Origin of the sequence: Risungbinella massiliensis (assembly GCF_000942395.1) — a bacterium.
Classification (GTDB): Bacteria; Bacillota; Bacilli; order Thermoactinomycetales; family Thermoactinomycetaceae; genus Risungbinella; species Risungbinella massiliensis.
Genome location: NZ_LN812103.1, coordinates 859,460 through 881,862, shown reverse-complemented (window position 1 = coordinate 881,862; position 22,403 = coordinate 859,460). Strand labels below are relative to the sequence as shown.

18 protein-coding genes and 1 other annotated feature are annotated in these 22,403 nt (G+C 41.5%); of the genes, 5 read left to right on the top strand and 13 right to left on the bottom strand.

The genetic code is table 11. The features are described from left to right. The 7 genes from def to VJ09_RS15550 all read right to left on the bottom strand — a co-directional run bounded on the left by def (position 1) and on the right by VJ09_RS15550 (position 6,537). Positions 1–468, bottom strand: coding sequence for a peptide deformylase (def, locus tag VJ09_RS15580; protein ID WP_044642539.1), 468 nt, complete (start codon positions 466–468; stop codon positions 1–3). A gap of 3 nt (positions 469–471) precedes the next feature. Continuing rightward, entirely contained in the window at positions 472–2,925 is a 2,454-nt protein-coding gene (gene priA / locus VJ09_RS15575) for a primosomal protein N' (protein ID WP_044642538.1), read from the bottom strand. Next, entirely contained in the window at positions 2,922–4,118 is a 1,197-nt protein-coding gene (gene coaBC, locus VJ09_RS15570; RefSeq protein WP_044642537.1) for a bifunctional phosphopantothenoylcysteine decarboxylase/phosphopantothenate--cysteine ligase CoaBC, read from the bottom strand. Before coaBC ends, priA begins: the two co-directional genes overlap by 4 nt. 152 nt (positions 4,119–4,270) lie before the next feature. Then, a complete protein-coding gene (gene rpoZ, locus VJ09_RS15565) occupies positions 4,271–4,489 on the bottom strand; it encodes a DNA-directed RNA polymerase subunit omega (protein ID WP_044642536.1) in 219 nt (72 codons plus the stop codon). Positions 4,490–4,500: 11 nt separating this feature from the next. Then, positions 4,501–5,106: a guanylate kinase gene (gene gmk, locus VJ09_RS15560; RefSeq protein ID WP_044642535.1), complete on the bottom strand. Its 606-nt coding sequence runs from the start codon at positions 5,104–5,106 to the stop codon at positions 4,501–4,503. Between the two features lie 13 nt (positions 5,107–5,119). Then, a complete protein-coding gene (locus tag VJ09_RS15555; protein ID WP_044642534.1) occupies positions 5,120–5,386 on the bottom strand; it encodes a DUF370 domain-containing protein in 267 nt (88 codons plus the stop codon). Positions 5,387–5,640: 254 nt separating this feature from the next. Beyond that, positions 5,641–6,537: a YicC/YloC family endoribonuclease gene (locus VJ09_RS15550; protein ID WP_044642533.1), complete on the bottom strand. Its 897-nt coding sequence runs from the start codon at positions 6,535–6,537 to the stop codon at positions 5,641–5,643. Positions 6,538–6,678: 141 nt separating this feature from the next. Here VJ09_RS15550 and VJ09_RS15545 point away from each other — a divergent pair, with 141 nt between their 5' ends. The 4 genes from VJ09_RS15545 (at position 6,679) to VJ09_RS15530 (ending at position 10,843) form a co-directional block, all read left to right on the top strand. After that, complete coding sequence (locus tag VJ09_RS15545) at positions 6,679–8,397, top strand: putative polysaccharide biosynthesis protein (protein ID WP_044642532.1); 1,719 nt, start codon at positions 6,679–6,681, stop codon at positions 8,395–8,397. 242 nt (positions 8,398–8,639) lie between these two features. Continuing rightward, the gene (locus VJ09_RS15540) at positions 8,640–9,296 is read left to right on the top strand and encodes an SCO family protein (protein ID WP_052807447.1); all 657 of its coding nucleotides are present in this window, start codon (positions 8,640–8,642) and stop codon (positions 9,294–9,296) included. A gap of 82 nt (positions 9,297–9,378) precedes the next feature. Beyond that, entirely contained in the window at positions 9,379–10,239 is an 861-nt protein-coding gene (locus VJ09_RS15535; RefSeq protein ID WP_044642531.1) for a sensor histidine kinase, read from the top strand. After that, positions 10,205–10,843, top strand: coding sequence for a response regulator (locus VJ09_RS15530; RefSeq protein WP_044642530.1), 639 nt, complete (start codon positions 10,205–10,207; stop codon positions 10,841–10,843). The genes VJ09_RS15535 and VJ09_RS15530 overlap by 35 nt, the downstream gene beginning before the upstream one ends. A gap of 173 nt (positions 10,844–11,016) precedes the next feature. On the opposite strand, the gene VJ09_RS15525 is transcribed toward VJ09_RS15530, so the two are convergent. From VJ09_RS15525 to dapF, 5 genes are all read right to left on the bottom strand, one after another. Next, a complete protein-coding gene (locus VJ09_RS15525; RefSeq protein WP_044642529.1) occupies positions 11,017–11,658 on the bottom strand; it encodes a nitroreductase family protein in 642 nt (213 codons plus the stop codon). Positions 11,659–11,831: 173 nt separating this feature from the next. Beyond that, on the bottom strand, positions 11,832–13,223 hold the full coding sequence (locus VJ09_RS15520; protein WP_044642528.1) for a branched-chain amino acid transporter BcaP: 1,392 nt from the start codon (positions 13,221–13,223) through the stop codon (positions 11,832–11,834). A gap of 253 nt (positions 13,224–13,476) precedes the next feature. Then, complete coding sequence (locus VJ09_RS15515; RefSeq protein WP_044642527.1) at positions 13,477–14,829, bottom strand: glucose-6-phosphate isomerase; 1,353 nt, start codon at positions 14,827–14,829, stop codon at positions 13,477–13,479. A gap of 155 nt (positions 14,830–14,984) precedes the next feature. Further along, entirely contained in the window at positions 14,985–16,313 is a 1,329-nt protein-coding gene (locus VJ09_RS15510; protein WP_044642526.1) for a hemolysin family protein, read from the bottom strand. A 162-nt stretch (positions 16,314–16,475) separates the two neighbouring features. Then, on the bottom strand, positions 16,476–17,306 hold the full coding sequence (dapF, locus tag VJ09_RS15505; protein WP_044642525.1) for a diaminopimelate epimerase: 831 nt from the start codon (positions 17,304–17,306) through the stop codon (positions 16,476–16,478). Between the two features lie 401 nt (positions 17,307–17,707). Then, positions 17,708–17,931, top strand: a binding site (T-box leader). Positions 17,932–18,077: 146 nt separating this feature from the next. Between dapF and VJ09_RS15500 the strand changes: the two genes are divergently transcribed. Beyond that, the gene (locus tag VJ09_RS15500; protein ID WP_044642524.1) at positions 18,078–19,415 is read left to right on the top strand and encodes a sodium-dependent transporter; all 1,338 of its coding nucleotides are present in this window, start codon (positions 18,078–18,080) and stop codon (positions 19,413–19,415) included. Positions 19,416–19,612: 197 nt separating this feature from the next. Here the strand turns inward: VJ09_RS15500 and VJ09_RS15495 are convergent, their stop codons facing one another. Then, on the bottom strand, positions 19,613–22,309 hold the full coding sequence (locus tag VJ09_RS15495) for a calcium-translocating P-type ATPase, SERCA-type (protein WP_044642959.1): 2,697 nt from the start codon (positions 22,307–22,309) through the stop codon (positions 19,613–19,615). Positions 22,310–22,403: the final 94 nt, after the last annotated feature.

Below are 22,403 nucleotides of genomic sequence, written 5' to 3'. Positions count from 1 at the left end.
TTACTCCTCCTCGCTCGGACGCCATACTTTCTCTGCGATGTCGATAAATAGCACCCCATTCAGATGATCAATCTCATGTTGGAATGCACGAGATAAGTAGCCTTCTGCTTCGATCTCAATCGGATTGCCATTACGATCTTGTCCTTGCACCCGAATCTTGTTGGCACGGCGAACATCCCCAACTAATCCAGGAATGGAGAGACATCCTTCTGATGGTTCGATCTGCTCACCTGATTGCTCCACTATTTCTGGGTTAATAATCTCATGAAGCCCTTCTCCAATATCAACAACCAATATTCGCTTCGAGATCGCTATTTGGGGTGCTGCCAGCCCTACCCCCATCGCCTCATACATCGTATCTGCCATATCATCGAGTAAAGTATGCAATCTTTCATTAAACCGGGTAACTGGTTTTGCTACTTGCTTCAAAATTGGATCTGGGTATTTCACAATCTGACGAATTCCCATTTTCTATATTTCCCTCCCACTTGTACTTCCTTCTTTACGAATCTGAAATCGAAAGTCTGGATCTTGATGAAAACGTTTAGTTGACTCGTATAGAACTTGCTGTATCACTTGGTACACATCACGACTTAGTGGATGTTTTAGTACGATTTGTATACGATAACGATCTTTTATTTTGGGTATCATAGCCGGGACAGGTCCCAAAATTTGCGCCATTCCTCGTGGAATCTCTTGGTGGAGGAAGGTTCCGATCTGCTGTGATATCTGCATAAGAGCAAATTGATCTGGATGACTCAACATCATCGTAAACATACCACAAAACGGTGGGTAGAAGTGCCTTTTTCGAGAGGTAGCCTCTTTGTGATAGAACTCTTCTATTTGGTGATTTGCAGCCATTTCTACACTAGGATGATCCGGTGTATATGTTTGAATTAAAACTTCTCCAGGTTGAGTATGCCGCCCTGCCCTTCCACTCACTTGGGTCAACAATTGAAAGGCATGCTCTGACGCCTGATAATCAGGCAGATAGAGCATTTGATCGGCCGTTATCACTCCTACAAGCGTAACATCTGGAAAATCGAGACCTTTGGCGATCATCTGGGTTCCCAATAACACATCTGCACGCCGCTCCCGAAACTCTGTTAACAACCTCTCATGCGACCCTTTTCGGCTTGTTGTATCAATATCCATCCGTACAATCCGTATCCCAGGAAATCTCTTAACGAGCTCTTCTTCTACACGTTGTGTCCCTGTACCAAACTGACGGATCTGTTCGCTTTCACACGAAGGACAAGTGGAAGGGATGGGGATCGTGTATCCACAGTAATGGCATCGACAAGTCCGATTTGTCTGATGGAAGGTGAGCGAGACTTCACAGTGGGGGCACGTTAGCCTTTCTCCACAGTCTCGGCAAAGTACAAAAGAGGCATAACCACGACGATTTAGAAAAAGGATGCTTTGTTCTCCTTTTTCTAAACGTGACTGGAGCGCTTCCCGCAAAGACTTACTAAACATAGAACGATTTCCTGATCTCAGTTCTTCCCGCATATCGATCAGTTTTATAGAGGGGAGTGGTCTTCCCTCCACTCTTTCTAGCAATGGAATATAATGAATCTCACCCTTTTTGGCACGTACATAACTTTCGAGTGAAGGAGTAGCTGATCCTAGAAGCAACGTAGCTCCTGTCTGTTCTGCACGCCAAGTGGCGATCTCTCTTGCATGATAGCGAGGGCTATCTTCTTGTTGGTAGCTACTCTCATGCTCCTCGTCAATGATGATCAATCCTAAGTTAGAAAATGGGGCAAAAATAGCAGAACGAGCCCCTACTACCACCCGACATTGCTGATTCCGAATCTTTCGCCATTCGTCGTATCGTTCCCCGCTAGATAAACGACTATGCAATACCGCTACTTGATTCCCAAAGCGCCCTTTAAAACGATCGACCATCTGAGGTGTTAACGAAATCTCTGGAACCAAGACAATGGCTTCTTGATCTTTTTCGAGGATCGTAGCGATCAACTGTAGATAAATTTCCGTTTTGCCACTCCCTGTTACGCCATGTAACAAGACTGTTTCACCACGAGCAGTCAAAATACTCTGTTGTATGCTAGTAAATGCTATTTGTTGAGAAGGGGTGAGGACGAGTGGCTCAGTCTGAGCAAATTCCCGATTCGCATAGGGGTCACGGCTCTTTTCTCGTTCTTGAAGAGTTAGAAACCCTAGCTCTTCTAACCGTTTCACACTGGTACGATTACTTTGCGTAATCCGCAATAGGTCGGAAAGCCTCATTTCTTGTGGGAACTCTAGAAACTGTTGGAGAATCACCTTTTGCTTCGCAGCACGAGGAGAAATTCGTTCCCATCCTTGCCACAACGTATCACGATCTTTCGGAATCACCCATGTTTCCTTTTGCTGTGTCGAACGATCTCCTACCAATTCCTCTAATATAAGAAGATTCTGCGCGATTAATTTGCGGAGAATAGTACGATTACCGACTAATTCTACTGCTTCCTCCCAGTTAATGTTTTCTTTTTCTTCTAAACGGGAACGTAACGCAGCCCAACTCGGGTCAATGCTTGTAAGATCCTGAGTAGCAGCTGGATGAAGGCGAAGAATTTTTTCGTATTTTCCTTTGAACGCAGTAGGCACCATCGCTTGTAGTGCCGTAATAGCTGGGCAAAAATAAGTCTGAGCCATTCTAAGTCCGATCTCCACCAACTCCGATGTTAAAGGAGCAGTATGATCCAACACTTCCTCGATCGATTTGAGTCGTTTGGCACTACTTTTCTCAGCAAATCCGATAACATACCCTATCAATTTTCGATTACCAAAAGAGACCTGAACTCGGCTTCCGATCTCTACCTCGTCTTGTAACATCTCTGGAACGCGATAATCAAAGGCGCGATCTGTCTGTTTAGCAGGCACATCGACCAATACTTTGGCGATTGTCTTGGTACTCATATCAAAGAAGCCCCAACATGCTCAATGATTTGCTTTGCTAAGTCTTGCTTGGACTGTAGTGGCAGAGATAGTTCTGTCCCAGCTCGGTCATAGATCGTAACAATATTGGTATCGACTCCAAATCCTGCTCCTTCAAGACTTACATCATTCGCTACAATAAAATCCATCTCTTTTCGCTCTAGCTTGGATAGCGCATGCTCTCGAACATTTTGAGTCTCCGCAGCAAAACCAACCAGCACTTGATCACTCCGTTTGCGCTTTCCTACTTCTGATGCAATATCAGGATTTTTGGTGAGGGTTATGGTCATCTCTTCGGCGTTTTTTTTCAACTTCTGATCGTATACTACCTTAGGCCGATAATCTGCTACTGCTGCCGCTTTGATGATAAGGTCCATTTCAGGGAGATGTTCCAATACCTTTTCTAGCATCTGGTGAGCTGTTTGAACACTGTAGCGAGTTACCCCTGAAGGTACAGATAAAGCAACAGGACCACTGATGAGTGTTACTTTTGCCCCTGCTTCCTGCGCTGCTTGTGCCAACGCATATCCCATTTTTCCAGAAGAATGATTGGTAAAATACCTCACAGGATCGACTGCTTCTACTGTAGGTCCAGCTGTGATGAGTACCTTCTTCCCACGCAACGGTTGCCTACGTAAAAAAAAGTTCTCCACCCATTCTACAATCTCTTCCGGCTCTGCCATTCTTCCTTTACCCACATATCCACATGCCAATTGCCCAGAACCAGGTTCGATGTAGGAATAACCTAACTCTCTCAATCGTGTCATGTTCTCCTCCACGATTGGATTCTGATACATATGTACATTCATCGCAGGTGCTAATACAACTGGAGCCTGAGTTGCCAGCAATGTTGTTGTGAGCATATCATCAGCTAGTCCATGCGCTAATTTTCCCATTAGATTTGCAGTGGCAGGAGCAATGAGGAATAGATCAGCAGAATCGGCCAGATCAATATGATTGACCACTTCTGGATTCCGCTCATCAAAGGTGTCGATGGAAACAGGGTTCCGTGAGAGAGTCTGTAAGGTAAGCGGAGTAATAAACTCCGTTGCCGATTTAGTCATAATGACCCGAACTTCATAATGACGCTGCGTTAGCTGACTAGCAATCGAGGCTGCCTTAAACGCAGCAATACCACCTGAGACACCCAATACAATCCGTTTTTTCCTATTCAATACTCACTTCCCCCTCCCATACGAAAAAAGAACAACCTAATAGTGGTAGGTTGTTATCCATACATGTTTAATTGATTTTATAGATCCAAGCCGATCGGAATAAAAGGATGGCTCGGATCTTCTTAAAACCATTGTTTCAGGCAAAAGAAGAATTACTCTTTTTCTTGTTGGTAATTAGCCGGTCGTTTTCCTACTACAACACCCGAATGGATCTCTTCTAACGCAATACCTACGTTTTTATGAGATTTAGCTCTTACCAAGATATCTGTTGTCCCTTCAAGTAACGAACGAGCACGCTTAGAAGCCATGATAACAAGTGAATATTTGCTATCTGCTTTTTCCATTAACTTATCAATTGATGGATATAACATGTATTTCCCTCCTATTCTTCGCTCATCCAAAAGCGATGAGTCTTGCAGTGTTCTGCAGTCAAAATGGCTCGGATCCGTTCAGAAGCTTTTTCTACTTGATCATTCACCACTACATAGTCATATTCCGACAACTGAGCGAGTTCCTCACTAGCAGCAGCTAATCGGTTAGTCAGTGACTCCTGCGTTTCCGTCCCTCTTCCAACAATCCGTTCACGTAGATCTTCTAAACTCGGAGGAGCTAGAAAAATAAATAACCCCTGCGGAAAGTGCTTCTTGACCTGCATCGCACCTTGCACTTCAATCTCCAATAATACATCTTTACCTGCTGCTAATGTCTCTTCTACATAACGGCGAGGGGTGCCATAGTAATTTCCTACATACTCCGCCCACTCGATCAACTCGTCCTTCTGGATCATCTCTTGGAACTCATCTTTGGTTTGGAAAAAATAATTGACTCCATGCTCCTCACCCACTCTGGGTGTTCGTGTCGTAGCAGAGATCGAATAGGCTAAATCTGGCATTACCCCTCGTAAATAGTTACAAACGGTACCTTTGCCAACACCCGAAGGTCCAGATACTACGATTAGTAGACCACTTTGCTCATAAGATGCTTTCATGGACAAACCCTTTCTACTCAGCGAGATCGACCGTTTGGTCTTTGTTGCTCAAGCGATGGGCAACTGTCTCTGGTTGTACAGCAGATAAAATAACATAATCCGTATCTGTGATGATGACGGCTCTCGTTCTCCGTCCATATGTAGCATCGATACAAGTTCCACGTTCCCGTGCATCTTGTACCATTCGCCGGATCGGGGCGCTTTCAAAGTGGACGATGGAGACGATTCGATTAGAGGAAACAATATTTCCAAAGCCCACATTTACAAATCTGGTTGCCATACAAGTTGCCTCCTCGCCCATGTTTAATATTTTGGAAGGCAGTTCTGCCATTGATGATAATTAGACGCCATTTCAAAACCACAATAGGATGTTTGTTCTTTCCTTTTTGGAGCTAACTTATTACAAGAATGGGGATCCGACTTAGCTGATCTCTAGATCAAGATTCTCGTACGTTATGCATTTTGAAATAGTCTATATTCTACTTAGCTATTTTAGTGTTTCCAAAGCTAGTAAGCAAGCACAAAGCAAAATCGTCATTCTACATTCTGGACCTGTTCTTTCATTTTCTCCAAAATACTCTTACTCTCTACCACTAGAGAAGCAATTCGTTGATGATTTGCTTTGGAACCGATGGTATTGGCTTCCCGGTTCATCTCTTGAATAAGAAAATCGAGCTTGCGTCCAGTTACGCCAGCTTGCTGAAGTTGAATTTTCATCTGTTGACAATGACTTTCCAAACGAGTTAACTCTTCTGAGATATCAGCTTTTTCGGCCAAGATCGCCACCTCTGCTGCAACTCGTTCTTCTGAAATGGTCTCATTTGCTAACCACTCCGAGAGCCTTGCCTGTAAACGCTCTCGATATTTTTCGCTTACTTCGCTTGTATACCCTGCAATTTTACCCAAAGTCTTTTCTAGCTCTTGTAAACGTCCCAACAGATCATCTGAAAGTGCTTTTCCTTCCACAGCTCTCATCTCAATCATCTGCTCCAACGCTTCTTGAAAAGCTTCTAATATAATAGAAGAAGCTACTTCTCCTTCACTCTGTCTTTCTTCGACTTGCCATAAATCTCGCACGGAAAGCAGATCTTGAATCGTCAACTCTCCTGGTACAAGATGTTGTTCTTGGAATATCTTCGCAGCCTGAAGGTAGGAGCTTGCCAATCCCTCATCCAATACCACTTGACACTGATCTTTTTTCGTCTCTTCGGAGTAGGTGACAAATACCTCAACCCTACCACGCTCTACATGAGCTTTGACCTCCACTTTCAATTGCTCCTCTAGTTGTAATCTACCCGATGGCATACGGATAATCGTCTCCAAGAATCGCGAATTGACACTTCGGATCTCTACAGTAGCAATGCATCCTTCTCTTTCTTTTTGGGCTCGTCCAAAACCTGTCATACTATGTATGTTCGCATAAGTTTTCATAATCTCATTTAATCCTATTCTTCTATCTTAATGCAAGCCAAGAAGAAACGAATCTTCTTCACGTGTTCATATGATTTTTTAGAAGAAACTGCTAAAATAGAAGGGTCAAAAAAAGAACGAATAAGAAGGTAGTATAACGTCATGTCAAACAAAGTAGTAAAAGGAACGCTGGTCCTAAGTGGGATGGTTCTCCTTACCAAAGTGATAGGGTTCTTTTTTTGGATTCCCTTTCAAAATATCGCCGGAGATGATGTAATTGGGGTCTATCGTCAATCCTTTCCCTTTTACAATATCTTGTTAATGATCGCTTCTGCAGGTATACCAATAACTATTTCTAAGTTTGTTGCAGAGCGACTAGCCAAGAACGATACACTTGGTGCAAGAAAAGTGCTTCGTACTGGTTCAATCCTGTTAAGCTTAACAGGATTGATCTCATCTGCTTTTTTGTATTTTGGATCGGAATTTATCGCTAGAATGGTCTTAGACGACAAAGCTTTGGTGACCGTTCCTTCCCTCAAAGTTCTGGCTCTTTCTATTCTCATCGTCCCAGTAATGGGAGTTCTTCGAGGCTATTTTCAGGGTCATCAAGAAATGATGCCCACTGGTCTCTCCCAGTTTGTAGAGCAAGTGATTCGGGTAGGTGTCTTGATTTGTATTACACTTTATATGGTCAATGCTAATCAACCATTTATTGATCAATTAAAGGCAGACAATCCCAAAATTACAGATGCGGAGATTCATAAACTGGTTAATCAAGGAGAAGCCCGTTTTACCGATGCGGATATTGCCGCAGGTGCTACTTCAGGAGCTTTTTTTGGAGCAATCGGAGGACTGTTAGTAGTTCTTTGGTATAACCGACGCGACAAAAAGCAAAAGGGTCCACTTCACTCTTCTCCTTTGATAAATGGAGGGACTCCACTACGCTCCGAAGTAAAAGAAAGTTATTGGGGGCTTTCCAAAAAAATTATTACTTATGCCATCCCAATTTCGCTGGCTACTTTAGTTCTACCTCTTTTAGGTGTAGCTGATGCAGCCACTGTTCCGAGAATTTTACAAGATCTTGGAATGACAACTACAGAAGCAACTCGACAATATGGAATTTACTATCGAACAGATCCATTGATCAATGTTATATCAGTCTTTTCTAGCTCACTTACCTTGGTATTGATCCCAGCAATTTCTGCTCATATTGCCAAAAAAGAATTCCAAGAAGTAGAAAATCGCATTCAACAATCGTGGTTGATGACATTGGTTATTAGTTTGCCATGTAGTTTGGCTCTTTCTTTATTAGCAGAACCAATCAACATCGCATTCAATAAGAATGCACTTGGATCATCCACTATGTCTATTTTAGCTTTCTCTGCTGTATTTAGCACATTAGCTGTAACCAGCTCTGGTATCTTACAAGGAATGGGGCATAACAACATCCCAGTAAGACACCTGCTAATCGGTGCTACGATCAAAGTGGCAGGAAACTTCCTCTTGATTCCAAAGTATGGACTAGAGGGTTCAGCCTTTGCCATGGTTGTCTGCTTTGCTACAGTTTGCATACTAAATATGTGGACCGTTATTCGCAAATCTGAGATCAAATTTGCATGGAAGGACAATGTTTTTAAACCTGTGTTATCTGCCGTCTTGTTTGGTTTTGTAATTTACGGAACCTACCATTTACTTGCTGATCTATTCTTGCAAGAACCGTCTCGTATCCTTTATTTTGTGGTCGTAGCAGTAGCAGGAATGATAGCAGCTATTCTTTATTTCTTTACTCTCATATGGACAAGAACGCTAAAAGAAGACGATATACGCTCTTTACCGATGGGTACACGTCTACTACGCTTTGTTCCTAATAAACGCACATAGCAAAAAACCAGCTCCTCACTTGGAAGCTGGTTTTTTGTTTCCAAACCTTTTCTAATCACACTGACGAAATCAATCACATAATTCTTTAATTGATATTATGATAGTCGATCTATTTGAGAGCCTCTTTTTGTCAAGTACAATGCTAATCAACCCGTTTTATAGCCCGATCGTGTCATGTGGAAAAATACAAATCTTGTTACACTGGATGATGAAAAATAAAAACTAGCTTGGAGAGATGAAAAATGAAAAAGTGGAAAAAAGGATTCGTTGCCTTGCTGTCCTGTTTTTTCATTGTTCTAGTTGGATGTAACCAGACAGCCCACGACCATTCCTCTGGAGAGAAAGAAATGCAAGTAACTAGCCATGAGTCTGCATCGATGACACATCAGTCTTTTCAACCTACTGCAACTCTAGGAAGTCAAGTAAAAGATTTTCGCTTCACAGATCAAGAAGGCAAAGAGTTTGGTCTTCAAGATCTAAAGGGAAAAGTTTGGGTAGCTGATTTTATCTTCACTCGTTGTACGCATATATGCCCTCTAACCATGCCGATCAAGGTAAAATTAGATCAGGAGCTAAGGAAGAAGGGACTAGATGTTCCATTTGTTTCCTTTACCGTTGAACCTGATCATGATTCTCCAGTTGTCTTGAAGGATTTTGCCAAAAAGTACTCAGATGACCTTCATAAATCTCATTATTTAACGGGATATTCTTTCGAGCAAATCCAAAAGTTTGCTAAGAGTAGTTTTGGACAAGAACTAATCCAAATGGATTCAGGTGTAAAACATGGAAGAAGCTTTTACATTATTGATACGTCGGGAAAAGTTGTGAAGGAATTCGATGGAACCGAGCCAGATTATCATCACATGCTTCAAGAGATCCAGTCGGTTCCAACATCATAAAGTAGCCGATTCTAGCCATTATAGGTTAGAATCGGCTTTCTCACTTCACAGATAGACATCTAATATACAAGGAGTAATAGACATGTCTGATAAACACATAAAATGGTTAATTCTCATCATCCCTACTATTGTCATAGGACTATGGGAATATGTTCGTCACGAATTTCTCCTTTCTTACATCTCCATGGAGCTTGGAAACTGGCTATCACCTGTGATTGTTTTTTTTGTTACTATGACCTTTCTCGTTCCACTATTTAGGAGATATGAAAAACTACAAGAGCAGCTAAAAAAAGAGCGAGCTGAGAAAGCAGTATTGCAAGAGCGAGAACGAATTGCCCGTGAGCTACATGATGGAATTGCCCAGTCTTTGTTCTTATGTTCGGTTCAAGTCAACCAAATGAAACGGAAGCAGCCAAGTGATCAGGAATGGGAAGAGTTAGATAAAAGTTTACGCCAAATTCATGACTACGTTCGTTACTCGATATCCAATCTAAAAAGTACTCCTGCTCCCACTCCAGCTACTGCATGGAAGGTTCATCTCGAAGAATTGGTAGAGCAGTTTCGTTTAAATACTGGAGTATTAGTGGATTTACAATTGGAATTGGAAGAAACCCATCTTACCGCTAAAGAAAAAATTGAACTGTTTGCCTGCATTCATGAAGCGTTAACCAATATTCAAAAGCATGCTCAGGCTACAAAAGTTACTATCCTACTAGGCTCTACCAAACAAGGATGGAGTTTGGTAGTGGAAGATAATGGTCAAGGATATATAGGAAATCCATTTCAACAACCTAATCGATTTGGGATGAGAATTATACAAGAACGGGTGAGTGAAATACAAGCGACTGTAACTTTTTCACGAGATCAAGGGAAGACGAAGTTAGTAATTTACAAAGGAGATAACGAAAATGGGTATTCCCTATCGAGTGGTGATCGGAGATGATCACGAACATGCGCGTAAAGCGATGCGAATGATCATAGAGAGTGATCCTGCTTTTAAAATCATAGGAGAAGCAACAAATGGCCAAGAAGCGATCCAACTAACCGAACGTTTCTCGCCTGATTTCATTTTAATGGATATTAACATGCCAATACTGAATGGTCTTCAAGCAACAAGGATTATTAAAGAGCGTTTTCCACATGTCAAAATCGTGATTGTGACTGTCTCGGATGATGCTGCCGATTTATTTGAAGCTTTAAAAAAAGGAGCACAAGGATACCTTCTCAAAAACTTAAATCCTCAGGTTTGGCTGGAATATTTACACTCACTAATAACAGATGAAGTTCCTATGCCTCGTGAGATAGCTCATCGTATTTTAAATGAATTTAACCAGATTTCTGGTTCAGCAAAAAACAATACGCTCACTCCACGGGAACAAGAAATTTTAGCATTAGTGGCGAAAGGATGGAGTAATAAAGAAATTGCCACACATTTGATCATATCGGAACATACCGTAAAGAATCATTTGAAAAATATTATGCAAAAGTTACATCTGAGCAACAGAGTTCAACTCACACGATATGCTTATGAACAGGGGTGGGTTTAATAATAAAAACCCATCCCAATAAGGAGAGAAGATATACTTTGGTATCATCTTTCCTTAATCGGAATGGGTTGATTAGGCAACATTGATCTTGTCAGTTCCACGAAGCAGAAATGGATCAAGTGCGCTAACTACCTAAAAGCCCTACACTTTCAATAAAATGGAGTATCGATTAGTTAATTTTTTCCTTTAGGCAAAATCAATTGATCCAATTTCATACGACTGCTTGGACGAGCTGGCTCTGCTGGTTTCCCAATGGAGATCAGCATAACTGGTGCATATCGTTCATCTACTTGATATTTTTCTATAAATCCTGAACGGTCAAATCCACCTATCGGACAAGTATCCAGTCCCTTTGCTTTAGCAGTAAGCATCAATTGCATCGCAGCCAGAGAAGCATTGAGGAAAGCTTCATCACGTGCACGTCTGTCGTCTTGATATGTCACCGAAATATTATTGATCAGATTTTGGTATGCTTCTTCTGTCAAAAAACCAGCTTCTTTCACTGGAGAAAAAACATGTTCTGCTACCAAGTCTGCACGCAAGTCACCCAAAATAGCCACCACTGCAGAGGATTCACTAACCTGTGGTTGGTTATAAGCCAGTTTTGCTAGTTCTTCTTGTTCGTCTTTTCCTTGAAACACCATAAAACGCCAGTGTTGAAGATTCCAAGAAGAAGGTGCCAAACTAGCTGCTTCCAGTATCTCTTCTAATTCTCCTGTTGGTAACTCGTAGTTTGTATCATATCGCTTCACGCTTCCACGTGACTTCAGTATATCTTTTAAAATTTCCCATTGATTGTTTGTTAAAACGGACATCTTCGTCACCTCAAGTGTAAGTTATTTCTTTTCGCTTACTATACTATAATAAGTCAGTGAGGAAAAGTAAGTAATAAAATTTAGAAATAATCATTTTATTGTTTTTTCCCAAAAAGAAAAAGCCACAGTCTTAAATAACTGTAGCTTTTCCCTAATTCGCTTTTTTGAACCAATTACTCATTCAATCTAGAATGCTTTCGTGAATACAGGAAGTATATAGCAAGCCCGATCACAAGCCAGATCCCAAATGCCAACCACGTAATCACTGCCAGCTGTGTCATCAAGAATAGGCAGAGACCGATGGCGATTAATGGAACAAGTGGAACAAATGGAGTCCGGAAGCCACGAGGTAAATCAGGTTGTGTTTTGCGTAATACTAGGACGCCAACTGCCACTAATGTAAAGGCAAAGAGAGTCCCGATATTTACCAATTCTGCCAAGTTGCCAAGAGGGACAAATGCTGCGATGAATGCTGCTAAAGCTCCTAACAACCAGGTCGAACGAAAAGGTGTCTGAAATTTGGAGTGAACTTGAGAGAAAAATTTAGGTAACAACCCATCTCGAGACATGGAGAAAAAGATCCGTGTCTGACCATATAGCATCACAATCAAACCCGTCATCAGTCCAAAAATAGCACCAATATCAACGATACGTGAAGCCCACATTTCTCCTGTACGATCTAGTGCCAAGGTAACGGGGTGATTCACTCCTTCATAGTCCATAAACGGAACAACACCAGTCATCACTGCAGAAACAACTACATAGAGGATCGTACTGATACCAAGTGACCACAGTAAGCCACGAGGCAGGTCTCTTTGAGGATTTTTCGTCTCTTCAGCAGCAGATGCGACTGCATCAAAACCAATATAAGCAAAAAACACCGAGGCAGCTCCGAGTAATACCCCGTGCACACCAAACGGCATAAATGGCTGATAATTTGTCGGTTCAATATGGAAGACCCCGACTGCAAGGAAGAGCAAAATGACTGCTACTTTCATAAAAACCATAATGTTATTTACTATTTTAGACGTACTTACTCCACGTGATAACAAGAACGTGATTAGTATGATAATAACAAAAGCTGGGACATCCATCACAGTGCTAATGCCTGCTTTGGTACCAGGTGCTGCAGTGAACACCTCAGGTAGAGTGACACCAAAGTTCTTTAGGAAGTTTTGAAAATAACCGGACCATCCGGCTGCAATTGAACTTACTGCTAGGAGATACTCTAATACAAGGTCCCAACCGATTACCCAAGCTACAAATTCACCTAAGGTAGCATAACTGTAGGTATAGACAGAACCAGAAGCCGGTACGGTAGAAGCAAACTCTGCATAACAAAGTGCTGCAAAAAAACATGCTAGTCCAGCCAATACAAAAGAGAGAACCAATGCAGGTCCGGTCTGTACTGCTGCCGTCCCTGTAATCACAAAAATGCCCGCTCCAATAATTGCTCCGACACCGAGTAAGGCTAGGTCAAAAGAAGTCATAACCCTCTTTAAACCACTTGCTGTATTTGCTTCTGAAATTAAGTTGTGTACACTTTTTCGTCGAAAAAGATCCATGGTTTCCTCCATCATTTTTTCATTTATTCAACAATTTAAAATTGTATTTTTTACTAATTTATATAAATATATGAAGTAATTATAGTAAATTTATAATTAAAGTCAATTGTTTTTGTAAAGAAATACTTCCCAACTATTTTTCCAAAAAACTTACCCTTTCAACGGCTAGTTATTACCTTCCTTTTGATATCGTGCTCAATCTATACAAAAACCCGCTACATTTATATGATGTAGCGGGTTTTATCCTATATATTTACTTCGAAAGACGTTGTTCCAATTTCGCCTTCTCTTCTTCGAATCCTGGTTTGCCTAAAAGTGCAAACATATTCTTTTTATATGCTTCTACACCCGGTTGGTCAAATGGATTTACTCCCAGCAAATACCCAGAGATTCCACAAGCTTTTTCAAAGAAGTACAGAAGCTCGCCAAAATAAGCAGGTGTCAAAGATGGAACACTCACGAGTAAATTAGGTACTCCCCCATCTGTATGCGCAAGCAAAGTTCCTTCAAACGCTTTACGATTGACGAAATCCATATCTTTGCCAACTAGATAATCTAGACCATCCAGATTATCCTCTGCCTTCTCGATCAAAACTCGGTGATGAGACTTGTCCACCACAACCACTGTCTCGATCAGATTGCGCAACCCTTCTTGGATATATTGACCCATCGAATGTAGATCCGTAGTAAAGTTGACCGATGCTGGGAAAAGTGCTTTTTGATCTTTTCCTTCACTTTCCCCAAAGAGTTGTTTCCACCACTCTGAGAAGTATTGCAGCTGTGGTACATAGTTTACCAACAACTCTACTGTCTTTCCTTTTCGATGCAATATATTTCGTACAGCTGCATATTGATAAGCTGGGTTCTCCGCAAGATTTGGGTTGGAAAAACGCTCTGCACCAAATTGAGCCCCTTTCATTAATTCGGTAATATCGATCCCTGCTACTGCAATTGGGAGAAGTCCTACTGCGGTAAGTACCGAATAGCGACCGCCAACATCATCTGGAATGACAAACGTCGCATAGCCATTATCATCTGCAACCTGCTTCAATGCACCTTTCGTACGGTCAGTAGTAGCAAAGATACGATTTTTCGCTTCTTCTTTTCCATATCGTTTTTCGAGATAATCTCGGAAGATCCGGAAAGCAATTGCAGGTTCCGTAGTAGTGCCAGATTTGGAGATAACATTGACACTTACTTCTTTCCCTTCGATTAAGTCTAATAGATGTGCGACATAGTCAGCACTAATATGATTCCCGACATAGTAAATTTCAGGTGTTTTCCGTTTTGACGCTGATAACTGATTATAAAAAGAGTGCGACAATGCTTCAATTGTAGCGCGAGCACCAAGGTAGGAACCCCCGATTCCAATCACGATTAAAACATCGGAGTTTTCTTGAATCCGTTTGGCAGCTGCTTGAATCCGCTCAAACTCGTCACGATCATGTTGAGTAGGAAGATCAATCCACCCAAGATAATCAGATCCTGCTCCGGTACCGTTATGTAGTAATTCGTGAGCTACTTTTACAGCAGGCTCCATCTGTCCTAGTTCATGTTCTCCAAAAAAAGAAAGTGCTGTTTGATAATCAAAACGTAATTGTGACATGCTGTATCCTCCCATTATGTAAACAACTGGATGCTTTTATAGAGCTGTCTTTTCCGTCCGTCCCTATTGTACCGAAAAAAAGAACTGCGTTTTACCCTTTTTGCTAAATATACTTCGAAAACTTGATCTGACTCGTTTTGATGTTTTGGACTTAGTCAACTAGGATCGAGATCGTTTTCGATGTCTATCTTTTTTTGTTCTAAGGATTTCACCAGCATTCGGTGTATACTTCTATTTTTCACTTCTAGTACTTCAAAACGATACCCATTATACTCATACACATCCCCGATTTCTGGTATTTTATTGAGTCGAGAAAAGAGCCAACCTCCAATGGTATCGTTATCTTCATCTTCTAATTGAAGTTGAAAATAGGCGTTCACTTCCTGGATCAAGAGCTTTCCGTCAATAGAGGTATCTTCTCCCGTAGCTTGGAAGAAGGGTATTTCATTATCAAATTCGTCTTGAATCTCTCCAAAGATCTCCTCGATAATATCTTCTGTTGTAATCAGACCCGATGTCCCACCATACTCGTCGACCACTATTGCCATCCCAGCATGACTTTTCTGTAGTTTGCGTAGTACGTCTTTTACTTCCATCGTCTCGGGAACCATCACGACTGGTCTGGCGATCTCTTCTAATTTGTTCTGTTGCTGAGAAAAAAACATCTCATACGCATTCCGAATGTGTATGAATCCTCTTATATCGTCCTTATCTTCCCCACATAGCGGAAATCGAGTATAGTTCGCTTGTTGCATCACATTTAAATTTTCTTCAAATGTATCTTCTAAATAGAGGCAGACCATCTCTGTACGAGGCACCATTACTTCCCTTGCCACACGTTCGGTAAAATCAAAGACATTGTCAAACAAAGCTAATTCCGTTTGGTCAATCATCCCACTCTTGTGACTCTGTTGAATTAGCATCCGAATCTCTTCTTCCGTATGAGCTGTCTGATGTTCCTCATGAAATTCATAACCAGCAATACGTAGAAAATAGTTGGCAGAGCTATTTAATACATAAATAAACGGACGAAATAATCGATAAAAAGCATTTAACCAATACGCAGTCCAGAGAGTTACCTTTTCTGCTTCACGAATTGCCAAGGACTTTGGTGCCATTTCTCCAATTACGATATGTAAAAAAGTAATAATCGAGAAAGCAATGATAAAGGAGATTGTATGAATCGCAATCTCTGGTAAGTGAAAGAGATGTAATAGCGGTTCCAGTAATCTTGCAATCGCTGGTTCTCCCACCCATCCTAATCCTAGAGAAGCAAGTGTAATCCCCAACTGCGTAGCCGATAGATAGGGATCTAAATTGGCAACGATTCGCTGAGCCACACGACCACGGGCTGTTTGGTTCTGTGCAAGGCGAGTAGATCTCACTTGGACAATGGCAAACTCTGCTGCCACAAAAAATCCGTTTAAAAAAACCAGTACAAACACTAAAAGTATCTGCAAAAATGCGGTAATGTAGGGATTCATTTGCTAGGAAACCTCCTGAGCTGTTTAAAAGCGTTGAAAAAAGAGGTCGTATGAAACTTGTATCTTTGTTACTTTTTGCGGAAATGGTGCTCTGTATGCAAAAGAGTTTCCATCAAAAAAGTTCGCCCACCTGTGGACGAACTTTCCCTTATAGACTTGCATCTATTCTAACCATTGCCCTTTGTATACGTTTGCTGCTGGACCTGTCATATAAACATGATTATTTTGTTCATCCCACTCAATCAGTAAATCTCCCCCAAGCAAATGGACAGTCGCCTTGCGAGCTACCTTATTTTGGAGCACACCCGCTACCAAAACGGCACATGCTCCAGAACCACATGCTTGTGTCTCACCTGCTCCCCGCTCCCATACACGCATCTGAATCTCTGATGAAGAAGAAAAAGTGACAAACTCCACATTCACTTTTTCTGGGAAAGCAGGATGAGTTTCCAGTTTAGGTCCCCACCTTGTTACATCGAATTCACCTGGATCTGGCACTTCGATCACAGCATGTGGATTGCCCATCGAGACAGCTGTAAGACTAAAAGATTGTCCTTCTACTTCGATCTCCTCTTCAATCGCTTTTTCTTGCTTGGCAATCATCGGCACTTGCTCTGCAACTAATATAGGAGCTCCCATATCGACTTTAATCGAGTTCACTACTCGATCCATTACTTCCAACCATACTGATTGTACTCCAATCTGAGTTTCCACCGTAATCTCTGATGAAGAAGAATCCATTCGTTCATAATAATATTTGGCAACACACCGAAGAGCATTACCACATTGTTGCGATTCCGTTCCATCAGAATTAAAAATCCTCATCTGGAAACAAGCTTTAGAAGATGGCAAGATATATACTAATCCATCTGCACCCACACCTGTTCGACGATGACAGATTTTTTTTGCTAGATCGGCAACATGTTCTGGAACTTGCCTACTTTGTACAATAACAAAATCATTACCTAATCCGTGCATTTTAGTAAATTGCATGGTTCTCTCTCCTTAATCCAACCACAACGATTCCATAATAAAACCAACTATATTATAAACGATACTTCATGGTTTCTATATCTATAAATAAGGGGTGATTACCTCCTACTCGATTACAAAATCTACACATCTCCTGCTTAGACACCTATCTACGATGAAAGATCCAAATCTTATCTTAGGTGCATTCCCATAGCCAATGAGTCTTAACCAAATGGTAATATTGAAAACGATATTTTCTATCTAAGATTTCTCTCTACCAGACTAGCTGGTAATTCTCTTTTCATCATAATCACATTAGCATAGTATAATTTTATTAGAATTATAGATAATATCATTCGAAATCATTGACAGTTATTTTTATATGTGTTAAAAATGGATACTAATAAAATTAGAAAATTACATATAACGCGATGAAGGGGTACAGTAGTGAAAATCTCCCTATCTCAGAGAGCTGATGGTTGGTGCAAATCAGCATATAGATTTTTCATGAAATTCGTCCTGGAGCATCTTTCGTGAATCTCATCATGAGGAAGCGAGAGACGGTAGTCCCATACCGATATCAAATAAAGTGGTGAAGAATGTTTTCACAACTAGGGTGGTACCGCGATATTTTATCGCCCCTACATTTTCGTAGGGGCGATTTTTTATTGTAGGCATAGGCTTCTTAGTTGTTTCTTCACAACTAGGGTGGTACCGCGATTTTCAATCGTCCCTACATGATCCGTAGGGACGATTTTTTATTTTATAAGGGATGCGAAAGGGGAAAATGAAATGAATTCACAGCAATGGACTTCAAAAATTGGCTTTATTTTAGCAGCGGCTGGATCAGCCATCGGTCTCGGAGCGATTTGGAAATTTCCTTATATGGCTGGCATTGGAGGGGGAGGTGCGTTCTTTCTCATTTTTATCGGATTCACCTTGCTCATCGGGTTACCTCTACTTTTAGCCGAGTTTGTCATTGGTCGAAGCACGCAAAAAGAAGCAGTCGAAGCGTATCGTCAAATTGCTCCAAAATCATTATGGCCATGGATCGGTAAATTGGGGATAGTGACATGTTTTATTTTACTGTCCTTCTACAGTGTGGTCGGAGGCTGGATTTTACTATATTTGTGGAATGCTCTAACAGGAAAGCTATGGGAAGGAAATGGTGCATATGAAGCTGTATTTAACGAAATCATTGCCAATCCTTACTTAGCCGTAGGTTCACAATTATTGTTCATGCTGATTACTGTTCTCATTGTTAGTAAAGGAGTTCAACAAGGTGTTGAGAAAGTAAACAAATATTTCATGCCGGCCTTATTTGTTCTATTTATTATTTTAATTGGACGTTCCCTTACTTTGGAAGGAGCGGCTGAAGGGATTCGATTCTTTTTACAACCAAATTTTTCAAACGTTACCTCGGAGATTATCTTATATGCAATGGGACAATCCTTCTTCTCGTTATCCGTTGGTGTCGCAGTAATGGTAACATACAGCTCCTACCTATCAAAAGAAGAGAGCTTGCCGAGATCTGCATTCTCTATTGTTAGTTTAACTCTCTTGATTACACTATTTTCAGGCCTCGCAATTTTCCCAGTCGTATTCGCATTTGGAATGGAACCAACACAAGGACCAGGTCTATTATTTATCGTCTTACCAGCGATCTTCAGTAAGATGGCATTTGGAAAAATCTTTTTCGTTGTTTTCTTGTTGCTATTTTTCTTTGCAACCATTACATCCGCTATTTCGATGTTAGAAATTAGCGTGGCATCACTTGTTACCAAAGAGACGAAAAAACGAGGGACGATCTCCCTAATCATTGGTCTACTTATCTTTGTCGTAGGCGTTCCATCTGCATTATCATTCGGTGTATTAAGTGACGTTCAATTGTTCGGAAAAACCGTTTTTGACCTAGCAGATTTCACCGTGAGTAATGTCTTAATGCCACTCGGAGTATTATTGGTTTCTATCTTTGTACCACTTAAGATAAAAAAAGATGTATTGATGAGAGAACTAGGAGTAAGTAAACAGAAAGGATATACCTTATTTATCGTCTGGCTATTATTACTCCGTTACCTTGCTCCGATCGCGATCATTATTGTGTTCTTAGATGTTCTAGGGATAATTTAAAAGAAGAAACGAGGGAGTTTTACTCCTTCGTTTTTTGTTATGTAGAAAGAATAGGAATGAAATCTTTCTATGTAGAAACAAGATGATAGGAGAACCTCCTCCCGTTAATAAAAATATTATAAAATGTTCAAAAAACTGAGAAAGAAACGCCAACTTATCTCCTAATGGTAGTAAAGTGGCGTTTCCTTTTTCTATACTTAACCTACATTTCTCGCTGCACTCGCTGTTGCCATCATCTGTTTGCGACGGAAAACTTGATCCAACAAACCTGCTACGATAACAGGTAGACAAGAAGTAACAGTGATCAACACCCAATCACGTAGTCCTAACGCGGTAGTATGGAAAATAGGCTGCAAACTTGGAAGATAGACTACGACCAATAAAAGGACAACACTCGATGCGACGGCTAGCAACAAAGGACGATTAGATAACGGGTTACGTCCAAATATGGTAGTCTCGGATCGACAATCAAATACATAAACGAGCTGAGCAAAGACTAACGTAGCAAATGCGATCGTTTGCGCTCTGGTCAAGTCGCTACCAGGCTCCGTATAAGCTACCCAGAATGCAAGCCAGGAGGCAAGACCGATCAGTAGACCTCTCGTTACAATCTTCCAGCCGATTCCCCTTGCGAAAATACCTTCTTTGGCATTGCGTGGGGAACGTTTCATTGCATCTTCTTCCGCTGGATCTACCCCTAATGCCATCGCAGGTAACCCATCTGTGACAAGATTGACCCACAAGATCTGGATCGGGACAAGAGGAATAGGTAGACCACCAAGCATAGCAAAGAACATGATTAAGATCTCTCCAACGTTACTGGCTAGTAAATAGCTAATAAACTTGCGAATGTTATCATAGATGTTTCGTCCCTCTTCAATCGCCGAAACAATCGTAGAAAAGTTATCGTCGGCCAGAATAAGGGAAGAAGCTTCTTTGGAGACATCTGTACCCGTTTTTCCCATCGCGATCCCGATATCTGCCGATTTAATCGCTGGTGCATCATTGACTCCATCTCCGGTCATTGCTACAACATGACCTTTTGCTTGTAAAGCTTTGACGATGAGAAGTTTATGTTCAGGAGTAACTCTGGCAAAAACATCTACCTTTTCCACTAGCTCTTCGAATTCCCGTTCTTTCATCGTTGCCATATCCTGACCAGTAAGCGTGAGTCCAAACGATCTACGCATTCCCAACTGCTCTGCGATTGCCTCTGCTGTCGCTTGATGATCTCCTGTAATCATGACGGTACGAATTCCTGCAATACGGCAACGCTCGATCGCCTCTTTTACCTCTTCACGAGGTGGATCGACCATTCCCATCAACCCAACGAAAATAAGCTGTTCCTCTACCGTTCGGACCCCTTGCGAAAGAGAGAATCGTCCTTCTCGAAAGGCAAAAGCAAGCACCCTCAGCGCCTTTTTCGCCATAAGATCGTTCTGGGATTGAATTTGTTTACGAACTGTATCTGTTAAACGACTTACCTTTCCGTTTTGCAAATAGTGAGTACATTTGTCTAGTAAAATATCGGGTGCACCTTTTACCATAGCAAGCTGTTGTCCCTTTGAAGAACGACAAAGAACTGTCATCATTTTCCTCGCAGAGTCAAAAGGATATTCTTTTTCTTTGGAATAAGACTTTAACAATTCACTTTTCTCTAGACCTGCCTTTTTCCCAACTACGAGCAAGGCACCTTCGGTAGGGTCTCCGTCTACTTGCCATTCTTCGGATTGTTTAAAAACGGCGTTATTACATAGAACTGCAATCTCTAATAACCGGCAAAAAGAGCTATGCTCGGTAGGGATAACTTCCTTCCCACTGCGCACAAATTTCCCAACTGGCTGATATCCTACTCCACTTACATCCATCGTTTCAGTTGGCACCCACATCTTTTGAACCGTCATCTGATTTTGAGTTAATGTGCCAGTCTTATCAGAGCAGATAATCGTTGCACAACCCAAAGTCTCTACAGAGGGCAGTTTCCGTACGATCGCATTTCGCTTAATCATCCGTTGTACTCCAAGTGCCAAAGCAATTGTCACTATTGCCGGAAGACCTTCTGGAATGGCTGCAACTGCAAGACTTACTCCTGCTAGAAACATCTGATATACATCTTGTCCTTGCCAGATCCCTGTTAGAACGACGAGCACCGTAAGGAGCAGAGCTACCACTACAAGTATTTTACCAAGCTGTTCCAAACGTCGTTGTAATGGTGTTTCCATCGTCTCTGCTGTTTGAATCAAATTTGCAATCTTGCCCATCTCGGTCTTCATTCCTGTAGCTACAACGATTGCTAACGCTTTTCCTCTCACTACCATCGTACCCATAAATCCCATATTTCGCTGGTCAGCAAGAGGAATGTTAGTACCTTGGAGTGGCTCGTCCGTTTTATCGACTGCAATCGATTCCCCCGTCAGTGCTGACTCCTCTATCGACAAGCTCTCTGCCTTAATAAAACGCACATCGGCTGGTATTCGATTACCACTTTCTAGTTGAACAATATCTCCCGGCACCAAATCAACTGCTTCAAGACGTTTCCACTCCCCCTCTCGTAGTACAAACGCCAATGGAGCCGACAATTTCATCAAAGCGTTTAGCGAATTCTCCGCTCTCACTTCTTGTACCGTTCCTAATACTGCATTCAGAAGAATGATCGCCAGGATCGCGACCGCATCCAAAGTCTCGCCTAGCCAAGCAGAGAATGCCATTGCAACTAGTAGTATGATTACCATAAAGTCTTGGAATTGTTTGATAAATATTGAGAAAACAGAACTTTTCTTGCCTTCTTGCAACTGATTGGAACCTACATTGCGACGACGCTTTTGAACTTCTTTTTCGTGAAGCCCTTTCTCTATAGAAACACCTAGAGAATCTGCTAGTTCCGTTGCTTTCATCCTTACATAATCTACCACCTGTCTCCTCCCTCTCCGAGATCACCTCCGACTACCTGATCAGGCAAGCCGTGATGATTTGCTCCTTTATTCTATT

What these genes read in the sequence shown, in the direction of transcription:
- VJ09_RS15530 (WP_044642530.1), top strand. Translation starts at nt 10,205, where the DNA reads ATGGGTATTCCCTATCGAGTGGTGATCGGAGATGATCACGAACATGCG.
- VJ09_RS15525 (WP_044642529.1), bottom strand. Translation starts at nt 11,658, where the DNA reads ATGTCCGTTTTAACAAACAATCAATGGGAAATTTTAAAAGATATACTG.
- VJ09_RS15535 (WP_044642531.1), top strand. Translation starts at nt 9,379, where the DNA reads ATGTCTGATAAACACATAAAATGGTTAATTCTCATCATCCCTACTATT.
- VJ09_RS15555 (WP_044642534.1), bottom strand. Translation starts at nt 5,386, where the DNA reads ATGGCAACCAGATTTGTAAATGTGGGCTTTGGAAATATTGTTTCCTCT.
- dapF (WP_044642525.1), bottom strand. Translation starts at nt 17,306, where the DNA reads ATGCAATTTACTAAAATGCACGGATTAGGTAATGATTTTGTTATTGTA.
- VJ09_RS15520 (WP_044642528.1), bottom strand. Translation starts at nt 13,223, where the DNA reads ATGGATCTTTTTCGACGAAAAAGTGTACACAACTTAATTTCAGAAGCA.
- VJ09_RS15550 (WP_044642533.1), bottom strand. Translation starts at nt 6,537, where the DNA reads ATGAAAACTTATGCGAACATACATAGTATGACAGGTTTTGGACGAGCC.
- VJ09_RS15510 (WP_044642526.1), bottom strand. Translation starts at nt 16,313, where the DNA reads ATGAATCCCTACATTACCGCATTTTTGCAGATACTTTTAGTGTTTGTA.
- rpoZ (WP_044642536.1), bottom strand. Translation starts at nt 4,489, where the DNA reads ATGTTATATCCATCAATTGATAAGTTAATGGAAAAAGCAGATAGCAAA.
- VJ09_RS15500 (WP_044642524.1), top strand. Translation starts at nt 18,078, where the DNA reads ATGAATTCACAGCAATGGACTTCAAAAATTGGCTTTATTTTAGCAGCG.
- VJ09_RS15515 (WP_044642527.1), bottom strand. Translation starts at nt 14,829, where the DNA reads ATGTCACAATTACGTTTTGATTATCAAACAGCACTTTCTTTTTTTGGA.
- gmk (WP_044642535.1), bottom strand. Translation starts at nt 5,106, where the DNA reads ATGAAAGCATCTTATGAGCAAAGTGGTCTACTAATCGTAGTATCTGGA.
- VJ09_RS15540 (WP_052807447.1), top strand. Translation starts at nt 8,640, where the DNA reads ATGAAAAAGTGGAAAAAAGGATTCGTTGCCTTGCTGTCCTGTTTTTTC.
- VJ09_RS15545 (WP_044642532.1), top strand. Translation starts at nt 6,679, where the DNA reads ATGTCAAACAAAGTAGTAAAAGGAACGCTGGTCCTAAGTGGGATGGTT.
- VJ09_RS15495 (WP_044642959.1), bottom strand. Translation starts at nt 22,309, where the DNA reads ATGAAAGCAACGGAACTAGCAGATTCTCTAGGTGTTTCTATAGAGAAA.
- def (WP_044642539.1), bottom strand. Translation starts at nt 468, where the DNA reads ATGGGAATTCGTCAGATTGTGAAATACCCAGATCCAATTTTGAAGCAA.
- priA (WP_044642538.1), bottom strand. Translation starts at nt 2,925, where the DNA reads ATGAGTACCAAGACAATCGCCAAAGTATTGGTCGATGTGCCTGCTAAA.